Consider the following 12,067-nt stretch of genomic DNA (forward strand, 5'->3'; position numbering starts at 1 on the left):
CCTTTATACCATTTTTTTACGAGCACGATCCCAAACCCATAAACCCGCAATCGCAATTGCGAAGACAGCACCAAAACCAATACCCGCATTCACAACTGACAAACCTGCTTTAATTGCTAATGAGTACAAGCCTAACATAATCAGCATTGCACTATTTTCACCTAAATTTTGTACCGCGATCGCATTCCCTGCCCCAACGGTCTCCTTCCCTTTTTCTTGCAATAATGCATTCAACGGAACGACAAATAAACCGCCAAAAATACCAAGAATAATTAAAATAAAATAGGATGGAATAATATTAGTTTGCAACGAAAGTAACACCACCATTACCCCGATAATAACGCCAGCAGGGATACAACGATAAACCGTTTTTAAAGTAATAAATTTGGCAGCAAGCCCAGCACCTGCGACTATTCCCACCGCAACCATGGCATTTAGAATAGTTGGTGTTGTGTTGTCTTGTAACCCCAGCGCCACAGGTACCCATGCAACGAGCAGAAAACGTAGCGTTACCCCAGCGCCCCAAAACAAGCTGGTTCCTACTAGTGAAAAACGGCTTTCTTGGTTTGCCCATAGCACGCGACAAGCACTAAAAAAAGACGTCATCAATAATTTAAGATCCCAACCTTTTCCAGGCCTCGCAGCTTGTAAGTGTGGAATGAAAAAATTCGCGATGACGGCTAATGCGTAGAGTACAGCACATGTTCCCAGCGCTAAGATTAAGTTAATATCGGAAAGCATTCCGCCAACAACTGACCCCACTAAAATGGCTGCGATTGTTGAAGCTTCCATGACACCATTGGCCTTAACGAGGTTATCTCCCCCGGTCAGTTCCCCCAAAATACCGTATTTAGCTGGTGAATATGAAGCTGCGCCGATTCCCACTAACCCATAACAAAGGAATGGGTTTAGGCCAAAACAAATCCCTAATGCCCCAATAAACTTGAAGATGTTAGAAAACAGCATCACGCGTCCCTTTGAGAACCTATCTGCGATTTGCCCAACAAATGGTGCTAAAACGATGTACGTAAAAACAAACACCATTTGCAGGATAGGATGACTCCATTCAGGGTAAAATTCGGCTTTTAGCTGGGCTAATATGGCGAATAATAATGCGTTATCTGCAAATGCAGAGAGAAACTGTGAAGCAAGAACGGCTTTCATCCCTCTGCTCATTAACGGTGAATTGGAAGTACTTTCTTGCATCTTATTCATCCTTTAATGCCATTTGCTTTAATGTGACAAAATCCGTTTTACCGCTACCGAGTACTGGCAACTCTTTAACAAAACGAATATCGCGAGGAACCGCTAACTCGGTTAACCCTTTGCTTTTGGCTGCGCTAGACAATGCACTACGGTCTAATTCTTTATCTGTTGTGAACAAAACAAGCGCTTCACCCTTACTGCTGTCTGGCTTTGTAACCACACCGTGATTTGCACTAGGAGAAAGAGAAGCCACCATTTGCTCGATACTTTCGAGAGAAACCATTTCGCCTGCAAGTTTAGCAAAACGTTTAACACGGCCTTTTATCGTACAGAAATTTTTATGATCTAATTCAACGATATCACCTGTGTCGTACCAACCTTCCTCTATTTCACCTTGTGCATTTTCAGCTTGCGGTGTTTCAAGTACGCCTGGAGCTTCAACACGCAAATACCCTTTCATGATATTTGGGCCTTTAAGCTGTAGTTTACCACCTTGTTCAATACCAGAGATTGGGATAATTCGCGCTTCCATATCGGGTAAAATCTGCCCTACAGAGCCTTCTTTCGCGGCCATAGGGACATTGATTGATACAATTGGAGCACACTCAGTTACCCCATAACCTTCAAGAATTCGGATGCCAAATTTATCGAACCAGATCTTTTTCGTTTTATCCGATAATTTTTCTGCGCCGGCAACCACATAACGCAAACGTGCAAAATCATACTGATGAGCAAACCGTGCGTAGTTACCTAAAAAGGTTGATGTCCCAAATAATACGGTACAGTTTTTGTCATAGACTAATTCAGGAATGATCCGGTAATGCAATGGGCTTGGATAAAGGAAAACTCGGCTCCCTGAAAATAGTGGGATAAATAAGCCAACCGTCAAACCAAATGCGTGAAATAGCGGCAGTGATGACATAAAGCGGTCACGAGGTGTGAAATCAGCGATCGTTTTAATTTGTTCTACGTTTGCCATTAAACTGGCATGGCTATGGACAACACCTTTGGGTGTACCTTCTGAGCCGGATGTAAATAAAACAATCGCTTCATCGGACGGTTTTCGGGGAATAATCGCTTTTTTAGGGTTAAGTAAGTGCTTAATAATCCATATTTTATCTTGCCATGTTACCGTGTCTTTTAAATCTTCAAGGTAAATCCAACTGGCTTCTGGCACTTGTTCTGGAATATGAGTTAAGTTGCCTTTTTCCAAAAACTGGCGGGAAGTAAAGACCACTTTCGCTGCAGAAGCTTTTAACGCGTTGCTAATACCATGACTGCCCGCAGTGTAATTAAGCATAGCAGGTACTCGGCCTCTCATTAAAGCGCCAAAGATCGCAGCCGCGGTGACTGTCGCATTTGGCAATAATAAGCCAACCCTTTCATTTTCATGTGTATAACGTTCGATAATACGACCAACCCCTAACGTTTTTTTCAATAGAGATTGATATGAATCCTCTTTAAATGCGATGTCTTCAATACAAGGCGTGCGGCGCCCAAAAAACTGGACACTTTGAATAAATTCTTCAACTAATGTGACTTGTGGTAAACAAGACATACGAGCAGATTTCATGATTTGGTACAGGTGTTCACCCGCCAAGGCACGACGCTCTACAGCCTTAGGTGCTTCTGGCATTGGAATATCTTGTGCCGGCAAGATATGCAATGTGATCTTCGGAAACCATTTTAATGGAAAAATCCCTTTCAGACGCCCAAAGTGGCTATATTGAGCCCCTTCAATACGAATAGGCACAACTTTTGCTTCGGACTTTGCGGCCACAAACGCTGCGCCTTCGTATATTTTCATTAAAGAGCCATGAACCGAAATTCGGCCTTCTGGGAAAATAACTATCGGACGCCCTTTTTCTACCTCTTTAACAAGATGGCGAATACCTAGAGGGTTGGCAGGATCAAGGGGGACAATATCTGCATAGGGCTTAAGCCGCTTCACCATTTTCGGTGTGGCAAATGTCGAATAAACAGCAAATACAGGTTTAACAGGCAAGAAAAGTGCAATTAATACACCATCAAGGAAAGAAACATGATTAGGTGTAATTAAGCATTTATCATGACTAAATTCTTTCGCATCACCAATAACTTGTACACGAAATAAAAATTTAAGTACTGTTTTGACTATCTTTGCCAACATAATGAGTCCCTATACTATGATTATATTTTTATATATTAGAGTGATACGTTTCTACCCTTAGTTGCGTCTATCTTACTGAGCCGCTCCCTTTACTCTAATTGGTATATTCCGAAAATACCGATGGCTTACCCTAAATACGTTTAAGTTAAATCATTAAGTTGTGTGATGATATCGTCGACTGGCTGCGCAGCATCAATAATATGGTGTGCTGTCGCGCGATAGATAGGCTCCCTTTGCTGCATCACTTCTTCAATTTCTTCAACTAAAGATTTCCCCGTCAAGCTTGGCCGCTGATCTGCTTGTGGCTCTGCAGCAAGGCGTTTTGCTAAAACTTCAGGATTGGTATTTAAATAAATAACGGTGCCGTTATTACGCATAATTTGCTGATTTTCTTCTGCGAGAACAAGCCCCCCACCAGTTGAAACAATCATATCGCTTTGCGTAATCGACTTAAGGACGTCAGTCTCTAACTGGCGAAAGTAATCCCAACCGTGCTGTTCAACAATTTCAGCAATACTTTTTCCGGCTTTTTCTAAAATCAATTTATCTGTATCAACAAATTGATAACCTTTAGATTCTGCAAACTTTTTACCAATTGTGGTTTTACCCGCACCTCTTGGACCGATAATGTAAAACATTAAATTTCATCCCATCATCATAAATACTAAGCAATACTAACTACAAATTTGCTTATGATAAATTGCCTAATTTGGCAAACAAAAAAAGAAAGCCACACAAGTGTGGCTATCTCATCATTTTTACTCTTTATGGACGACTTAAAAAGTCGCCATATCCGATCCATTTATACGTTGTCAGCGCATCTAACCCCATAGGGCCACGTGAATGTAATTTCTGCGTACTCACGGCAACCTCTGCGCCTAAACCGAACTGCCCACCATCGGTAAAACGAGTACTTGCATTAACATATACCGCTGCTGAATCTACACACTGAACAAAATAGTCAGCTTGATAGATAGACTCTGTCAAAATAGCATCAGAATGTGCGGTGCCATACTGGCGAATATGGTCGATAGCTGCATCAATATCATCAACAATTTCGACGTTAAGATCCAGTGATAGCCATTCATCAACAAGGTTTTCAGGTTTTACATCAACAACTTTTGCTGGGCCTTGTTTTAGCAATGGAAGCGCTTTCTCACTTGCATGTAGTGTAACTTGTTGCTGCGCCATTTTGTCACTTAAAAACGGTAAAAACTCATTCGCAATCTCTTTATGGACTAATAATGTTTCAAGTGAATTACAGGCACTTGGGCGCTGAACTTTTGCATTAATAATCACGTTAATGGCTTTATTAAAATCCACCGATTTATCAACAAATGTGTGGCAAACGCCAATTCCACCCGTAATGACTGGGATCGTTGATTGCTCACGGCATAATTTATGTAAACCCGCACCACCGCGAGGGATTAGCATATCGACGTAGCGATCTAATTTGAGTAATTGCGCGACTAATTCACGGTCTGGGTTATTGATAGCTTGTACTGCATCTGCTGGTAGCCCGCTATTTTCCAATGCTTTTTGAATAACACTCACCACCGCGAGGTTAGTATGATGAGTCTCTTTCCCGCCACGTAAAATGACCGCATTACCTGTTTTTAAACATAACGAAGCCACATCCACGGTGACATTAGGACGAGCTTCATAAATAACACCAACAACCCCTAATGGGACACGGCGGCGTTGCAAATTTAAACCGCTATCCAATTGGCTTCCATCAATGATTTGCCCAACAGGATCCGCTAATTGGCATACTTTTCTGACATCATCAGCAATACTTTTTAAACGCTCTGCCGTCAATAATAAGCGGTCTTGCAACGCTTCGGTCATACCGCTTTCTTTTGCCTGCGCCATGTCTTTTTGATTCGCTGCAAGTATAACGGCGTTGTCTTTTTCTAGTAGATCAGCAATTTGTAATAGTGCTGCATTTTTTTGTTTGGTGCTTAACTGAGCTAATTGCCACGAAGCAACCCTTGCCGCCTTACCCATTGTTTCTAACATAATTAACTCACTATCATATCATCACGATGAACGGCCACAGAACCGTGTTCATAACCAAGTATTTTGCTGATTTCTTGTGAATGGTGCCCCGCAATCATTCTAAGTGCATCACTATTATAGTGGCTGACCCCATGAGCAAGGTCTTTTCCTGCCATATTACGAATACGGATCACAGCACCTCGAGAGAAATCGCCTTCAATTTTCTGAATACCTTTTGGCAATAACGAACTGCCTTTTTCCATGATCGCCAGTTGTGCACCATCATCAATATACACATCCCCAGCGGCTGGAGCGCCGAAAATCCAACGTTTACGATTTTCCATTGGGTTTTTTTGCCCATAAAAACGGGTGCCAACAGGAAGGTTTTCAATAACCGCATTAATAACATCCGGTTTATTTCCAGCAGCAATGATAACATCAATCCCTGCACGGCCTGCGACATCTGCCGCTTGCAGTTTAGTTGCCATTCCACCGGTTCCTAACCCACTGACGCTTCCCCCCGCCATTTCACGAAGTTCATCATTAATACCATATACTTCGGGGATCAATTTTGCGTTTGGATTACTGCGTGGATCGGCATCATATAAGCCTTCGATATCAGTCAGTAATAACAGTTTGTCAGCATCACCGAGGATCGCAGCCAAAGCAGATAGATTGTCATTATCACCGACTTTTATTTCCGCGGTAGCAACGGCATCATTTTCATTGATAACTGGAATAATTCCGTTATCTAACAGTGCTTGCAAGGTATCTCGTGCATTTAAGAAACGTTCTCTGTCTTCTAAATCGGCTCGTGTCAGTAACATTTGCCCGATATGAATGCCATAAATGGAGAATAACCGTTCCCATAACTGAATCAGACGACTTTGACCGACCGCCGCAAGCAACTGTTTAGATGCGATGGTAGCCGGCAGTTCGGGATAATTTAAATGTTCGCGACCTGCGGCAATTGCCCCAGAAGTCACAATAATAATACGATGCCCTTTTTCATATTGCTGCGCGCACTGCCTAACCAACTCAACAATGTGAGCTTGATTTAAACGGCGCGAGCCCCCTGTTAATACACTGGTCCCTAATTTAACCACCAGCGTCTGGCTATTTTTCATCATTTTTCTGCCATTAGGATTAATAAACCAAAAAGTAGGTATCATTTTTATCAGGAGAAGCGCGTTATGCCAACAGGCATAACGCAAAATTCAACAAAAGTTGGTTTAAAACAAATTTATGCGCTTAATTCCAGTTTTAATTCTGCCATTAGCGGGGAGGGAAAGAGGCTCAACTCAAGTTCAGATAATTGTTTAACAAGGGCTTGATGAAAAGACACTAAATTTTGCTCAGTCGCCTCAATGGTTGCTGCATCTTTTAAGGTTTTAACTTGCCAGCTACCATGGCTATTGTATAGGCCAAAATGATAAGTAAATTCAAAGCCTTTATCAGTTGCAACCAATTTTAGCCACCACCCCCAAAATTCACGTTTTTCTGGAGCAATATTTGCATTTACACAAACAACAAGGCTATCAAATATATAACAACCATTTAAACATTGTTTTTCACGTAAATAAGGTCCTATCGTAGCAAACTTCTTTAAATACTTTCCATTTGAGTAATCAGTCGGTAAAGCCATGTTAAGGATCTCCTTCTTGGGAAGATCCCTTTTTAACAAATGGGAAAAAATAAGCAAGTTATTAAATAAAATTAAAGTATTTTTGCTTTTAACCAATTGGTAGTTTCACTTAATGCCTTTTCAAAATTAGCAAAAACAGGCTTGCTTGGTAAAATTATCGTGTCAGCATCCATCGATGAACGTCGAATTAAATCAGATTCCGCTTTAGGGCTATAAATATCATCTTTAAGGCTAACCGATAACATTGGAACTTGATTACGTTTCCCTAAAAGCCCCTGATTTTTAAGTGAATAACAGCTTAATTCATGGCGTAAAGCAGAACCATCAACTTGATAAATACCCAAGCGACTGGCGAACACATCCAAAACCATCCGAGGAATATCTTGCTGATATTTTTCTTCATGCAATAAACTGTGCACAATTGGCCCTATGACAGCGACTGCTTTAATCTTATCAGGGCACATATAAGCCAATCTTAATGCTATATTTGCGCCAAAACGCATGCCCACAATGCCAAAACGCGTATGGTCAATCCAAGCAATATCCCCTAGTTGGCGAACGATTTGCTCATGTAACGTGCTTGTTTCCTGGGTCAGTTTTTGCTTAACAGAATAACCAATGGATGGCATGTCCAGTGTTAGCATCGCAATGCCAAGAGGTTCAAGGTAGTCACGAAAATAGCGACAAAAATCAATTTGTAAGCTATCTAACATACCGCAGACCATCACAGTCGGATAAGGCCCTTGCCCCTGTGAAGGAATATGTAGAAAGCCGCAGACTTCTTTTCCACCATCAACTTTAAATGGAATTTTCTTTAAGCGGTATTGAGAAAATTTCGCTGCGCTATCATAAGCTTTACAAGCCAGCAAAATAGCTTGGTCAGCAAGCTCATCGCCCTTAATAAATGGGTAAGCAGCAATGCTGTACAAGTTAGCTGAACGTAACCAAGCATCCCCTGCCTCTGCACCTTTCTCAAACTCTAATGCTTTTTGCTGCCAATGCATGGCTTGCTGGGACCATTCAAAACACCAGTTTCCGCGCCGGTTGCCAATGACCGTATCCAATAAGTTATCATTACTGCGCTCGGCATCAGAGATAGCAATGCGGCTCAGTACTTCTTCAATTTCTAAGGCGTCGATCCCTCGCCAAATCCACATTAAGCGGTTGATCATACGATACCACCCCGCATGATGAGACCCGCTTAACACGCTATGTTCTTTGATTTGAGAAATGGTTTGAGATGAATAAGAGACTAGTGTTGACGTTTCAACTTGCCTGACTTTAGGTTTGAAAAGTTTTTCTGAAAGGTTTTGCTGAGTCATCCCTATTTCCTTGTCTATCAGAGTTGAACTTGGCCAAAAAATAAAGGGAATGCAAAAATGCATTCCCCAAATTATATCGCGTTTAGCTTAAAAATTTTAGGTATTAATGTGTTCTTGCAATCAATAAAGTCGATAATACTTTATAATAACAATGTTTTTTCACCTAAAACTCGCCTGAAACACCGATTTATTTATCTTGTTCACACAATGGTTTAACAAAAACGACACCCATATCCCATGGCTGTTCAATCCATGTGTCTTGTGGGATATCCACAACGTAATCATCAACTAATGGACGACCTGCTGGTTTTGCGAAAATAGTCACAAAATGCGCTTTAGGGTACATATCACGAATAGCTTGTGCTGTACCGCCAGTATCAACGAGGTCATCAATCACAATATAGCCTTCACCATCACCTTCGGCGCGTTTAATCACGGTTAATTCGCGCTGGTTGTCATGGTCATAGCTAGAAATACAAACGGTGTCAACGTTACGAATACCAAGTTCGCGTGCGAGAAGTGCACCAGGAACAAGGCCACCACGGCTAACCGCGATAATACCAGTCCATTGCTCTACTGGTAATAAACGTTGTGCGAGTTTACGGGCATGTATTTGCAACATATCCCACGTTACGACATATTTTTCGCTCATATAATTCGGGTCCCGACTGCTGAGTAAATCTGAAATGTGTCTTGCGGAAAAAAGGTTGCGCGAGATTATAGTGATTTGGGCGGTTAAAAACCAGCAAAAAGCGTCATTCGTCATTAATTATTATCATTTACACTGTCCATTGCTCAAAAGAAAGTGTTATCCTGAGTTTATCAGCAATGCATCATTTAATTTTGCATATCAAGCTAGTAACTAACATAACTCAACTAAAAATCTCTGAGGTAATTTGAGTTGCTCGGTCAATAAAACTAGTGATGCCATACCCCAAGGAAATTAAATATTTTCCCTAAATAATTTGGGTTGTGGCTAGGCGGCAAATGAGAAAATCCCTAGGAGCATGCATAAGTATGTGACTAGGGTTTACGAGTGAAGCCAACAACGCTACAACTCAAAATATGACGGGAAAAGGAGAAAAACGTGTCTGAACTTGCTACATTATCCCCCCAACCGCTATGGGACATCTTCGCTAAAATCTGCTCTATCCCACACCCTTCATACCATGAAGAGGCCTTAGCAGCGCATATTGTTGATTGGTCTAAACAAAAGGGCTTTCACGTTGAACGCGATGAAGTGGGCAATATTCTGATCCGTAAACCTGCAACACCTGGTTATGAAAACCGCAAAGGAGTTGTTTTACAAGCTCACTTAGACATGGTGCCACAAAAAAATAACGACACGGTGCATGACTTTAAAACAGACCCAATTCGTCCATATGTTAATGGAGAGTGGGTCACTGCTGAAGGAACCACATTAGGCGCTGATAACGGCATTGGTTTAGCTTCTGCATTGGCGGTTCTTGCTGATGATAGTGTTGAACATGGCCCAATGGAAGTTCTCCTGACCATGACCGAAGAAGCCGGTATGGAAGGTGCCTTTGGCTTGAAAGCAGGCTGGTTGCAAGCAGATATTCTGATTAACACCGACTCTGAAGAAGAAGGTGAAATTTACATGGGTTGTGCTGGTGGTGTTGATTTTACAACCACATTTGACCTGACTCGTGAAGCCTTACCACAAGGCTATAAAACCTTCACAATGACCCTAAAAGGCTTAAAAGGTGGGCACTCAGGTGGTGATGTACATTTAGGCTTAGGTAATGCCAATAAGCTGCTAGCCCGCTTTCTGGCAGGACACGCAGAAGATTTAAGCCTGAAATTATTAGATTTCAGAGGCGGTACTGTCCGTAATGCTATTCCTCGTGAAGCCTATGCCGTTATTGCTGTTCCAGCAGACAAAGTTGCTGAATTAACGACATTAAGAGCACGTTATGAAGATATTCTGAAAAACGAATTAGCTGTCGTCGAACCTAGCCTTGTTCTACTGCTAGACGAAGCACAAAGTGAGTTAAAAGCGCTTTCTGATGACTGCCAAAAACGTTTTGTTTTCTTCTTAAATGCTGCGCCAAACGGTGTAATTCGCATGAGTGATGTTGCCATTGGTGTGGTTGAAACATCACTTAACGAAGGCGTTGTACGACTAACTGAAGATAAAGCAGAAATTATCTTTCTTGTGCGTTCTCTTATCGATAGCGGCAAAAACTACGTTGTTAACATGCTGACCTCTATCAGTAAATTAGCACAAGCCCAATACCGAGCGGAAGGCAGCTACCCAGGTTGGCAGCCAGATGCAGACTCACCAGTGATGCATTTAGTTAGCGATACCTACAACAAACTGTTTGGTAAAATCCCTAATGTGATGGTGATCCACGCAGGCCTTGAGTGTGGCTTATTCAAAAAACCTTACCCAGACATGGATATGGTTTCTATTGGGCCAACCATTCGTGGGGCACACTCCCCTGATGAGCGTGTGCATATTGCAAGCGTTGGTGAGTATTGGAAATTATTAACTGCGGTTTTAAAAGCAATTCCAGTTAAAGAATAAACAACTAATTAATTGCAAATCAAACACCTATCATACGATGGGTGTTTTTTTATAATTCAAGTAATAGTTGTCTTTCAAGCTGTGGGCTTTGTAGCATCACATGTAAGCCAACTAACCGAACACCACGCCCTAGGCGCCGATTATCCCAAACTTGTTTCGCTATTTGCACCAAATCCTGTTTATTGAGAACTGGATATACATGTTCTTGTGTGGTTTGCTGGAAGTCTGCAAATTTAAATTTCACACCTTGGCGAGCAATGCGTAGGTCAGGTTTTACCTTCGCCAAACGCCGTTGGAGTTCATCATATAATTTATCAAGCAGCAGCAAACAATCCCCCCACTGGTCAATATCCACAGCAAACGTACGCTCAACCCCCACCGACTTTCTCAGCCTATCAGGGTTAATAGCTCGCTCATCGATACCATGGCAACGCTCCCAAAGTACCTGTCCAAATTTACCCATGCTTTTAATCAATTCAACAACATCATATTTTTGGACATCCGCACAAGTCATCAACCCCATATCCGCTAATTTTTGGGCTGTTACCTTACCCACCCCAGGAATTTTTTTTAGAGGCAAGTTAAGAACAAATTGATCGATATTTTGCGGTGTGATTACGAATTGACCATTGGGTTTATTCATATCTGAAGCGATTTTCGCCAAAAATTTTATTGGCGCTATCCCCGCTGAAGCGGTTAATTGCAGTTCATCAAAGATTTGCTGGCGAATAGCCTCTGCGATTAACGTTGCAGAGCCGTGCAATTGTGTGCAATCCGTAACATCCAAATAAGCTTCATCAAGAGAAAGGGGCTCTATGAGGTCCGTATAGCGTGCAAATATCTTTTGAATATGCAAAGAGGTTTCTTTATAAAGTGCCATATGCCCAGGAACAACTTTCAAATGCGGGCAAAGCTTAAGTGCAATTGCTGTGGACATAGCACTGTGAACACCGTAGCGACGGGCTTCATAATTTGCAGTGCTAATAACGCCTCGACGATTTGCGCTTCCACCCACCGCAATAGGCACATTGCGAAGGCTTGGATCGTCCCGCATTTCTATCGCTGCATAAAAGCAGTCCATATCAATATGAATAATTTTACGCACGAGTTAACCCTGCCAATCAAACACCTGATTAAATATACAGTGTATTTGCTAGCCATGCAATCATTGTTACATCACCATAAAACTGATGAACAGG

10 protein-coding genes are annotated in these 12,067 nt (G+C 41.9%); 1 reads left to right on the forward strand and 9 read right to left on the reverse strand.

All coding sequences use genetic code 11. The features are described 5' to 3' along the window. Positions 1-3: 3 nt before the first annotated feature. The 8 genes from lplT to gpt form a co-directional block, all read right to left on the reverse strand. Entirely contained in the window at positions 4-1,206 is a 1,203-nt protein-coding gene (gene lplT / locus G6Q48_RS17095) for a lysophospholipid transporter LplT (RefSeq protein ID WP_166267723.1), read from the reverse strand. 1 nt (position 1,207) lies between these two features. Continuing rightward, complete coding sequence (gene aas / locus G6Q48_RS17100; RefSeq protein WP_166267725.1) at positions 1,208-3,355, reverse strand: bifunctional acyl-ACP--phospholipid O-acyltransferase/long-chain-fatty-acid--ACP ligase; 2,148 nt, start codon at positions 3,353-3,355, stop codon at positions 1,208-1,210. A 140-nt stretch (positions 3,356-3,495) separates the two neighbouring features. Beyond that, the gene (gene aroL / locus G6Q48_RS17105; RefSeq protein WP_102139740.1) at positions 3,496-3,993 is read right to left on the reverse strand and encodes a shikimate kinase AroL; all 498 of its coding nucleotides are present in this window, start codon (positions 3,991-3,993) and stop codon (positions 3,496-3,498) included. A 127-nt stretch (positions 3,994-4,120) separates the two neighbouring features. After that, positions 4,121-5,374, reverse strand: coding sequence for a glutamate-5-semialdehyde dehydrogenase (gene proA / locus G6Q48_RS17110; protein WP_166267727.1), 1,254 nt, complete (start codon positions 5,372-5,374; stop codon positions 4,121-4,123). 2 nt (positions 5,375-5,376) lie between these two features. Continuing rightward, positions 5,377-6,480 carry a glutamate 5-kinase gene (gene proB, locus G6Q48_RS17115; protein WP_102139782.1) on the reverse strand — a complete coding sequence of 368 codons (1,104 nt, stop codon included), beginning with the start codon at positions 6,478-6,480 and terminating at the stop codon, positions 5,377-5,379. A 116-nt stretch (positions 6,481-6,596) separates the two neighbouring features. Beyond that, complete coding sequence (crl, locus tag G6Q48_RS17120; RefSeq protein WP_102139742.1) at positions 6,597-6,998, reverse strand: sigma factor-binding protein Crl; 402 nt, start codon at positions 6,996-6,998, stop codon at positions 6,597-6,599. Between the two features lie 71 nt (positions 6,999-7,069). Beyond that, positions 7,070-8,320 carry an esterase FrsA gene (frsA, locus tag G6Q48_RS17125; RefSeq protein WP_102139743.1) on the reverse strand — a complete coding sequence of 417 codons (1,251 nt, stop codon included), beginning with the start codon at positions 8,318-8,320 and terminating at the stop codon, positions 7,070-7,072. Between the two features lie 187 nt (positions 8,321-8,507). Continuing rightward, on the reverse strand, positions 8,508-8,972 hold the full coding sequence (gene gpt, locus G6Q48_RS17130; RefSeq protein ID WP_102139783.1) for a xanthine phosphoribosyltransferase: 465 nt from the start codon (positions 8,970-8,972) through the stop codon (positions 8,508-8,510). Between the two features lie 435 nt (positions 8,973-9,407). Between gpt and pepD the strand changes: the two genes are divergently transcribed. Continuing rightward, on the forward strand, positions 9,408-10,868 hold the full coding sequence (gene pepD, locus G6Q48_RS17135; protein ID WP_166267729.1) for a beta-Ala-His dipeptidase: 1,461 nt from the start codon (positions 9,408-9,410) through the stop codon (positions 10,866-10,868). 49 nt (positions 10,869-10,917) lie between these two features. Here the strand turns inward: pepD and dinB are convergent, their stop codons facing one another. Then, positions 10,918-11,973, reverse strand: coding sequence for a DNA polymerase IV (gene dinB, locus G6Q48_RS17140; protein ID WP_166267731.1), 1,056 nt, complete (start codon positions 11,971-11,973; stop codon positions 10,918-10,920). Positions 11,974-12,067 lie beyond the last annotated feature (94 nt).

It is taken from the genome of Providencia sp. M-27 (genome assembly GCF_011077905.1).
Classification (GTDB): domain Bacteria; phylum Pseudomonadota; class Gammaproteobacteria; order Enterobacterales; family Enterobacteriaceae; genus Providencia; species Providencia huaxiensis.

What these genes read in the sequence shown, in the direction of transcription:
- lplT (WP_166267723.1), bottom strand. Translation starts at nt 1,206, where the DNA reads ATGCAAGAAAGTACTTCCAATTCACCGTTAATGAGCAGAGGGATGAAA.
- aas (WP_166267725.1), bottom strand. Translation starts at nt 3,355, where the DNA reads ATGTTGGCAAAGATAGTCAAAACAGTACTTAAATTTTTATTTCGTGTA.
- aroL (WP_102139740.1), bottom strand. Translation starts at nt 3,993, where the DNA reads ATGTTTTACATTATCGGTCCAAGAGGTGCGGGTAAAACCACAATTGGT.
- proA (WP_166267727.1), bottom strand. Translation starts at nt 5,374, where the DNA reads ATGTTAGAAACAATGGGTAAGGCGGCAAGGGTTGCTTCGTGGCAATTA.
- proB (WP_102139782.1), bottom strand. Translation starts at nt 6,480, where the DNA reads ATGAAAAATAGCCAGACGCTGGTGGTTAAATTAGGGACCAGTGTATTA.
- crl (WP_102139742.1), bottom strand. Translation starts at nt 6,998, where the DNA reads ATGGCTTTACCGACTGATTACTCAAATGGAAAGTATTTAAAGAAGTTT.
- frsA (WP_102139743.1), bottom strand. Translation starts at nt 8,320, where the DNA reads ATGACTCAGCAAAACCTTTCAGAAAAACTTTTCAAACCTAAAGTCAGG.
- gpt (WP_102139783.1), bottom strand. Translation starts at nt 8,972, where the DNA reads ATGAGCGAAAAATATGTCGTAACGTGGGATATGTTGCAAATACATGCC.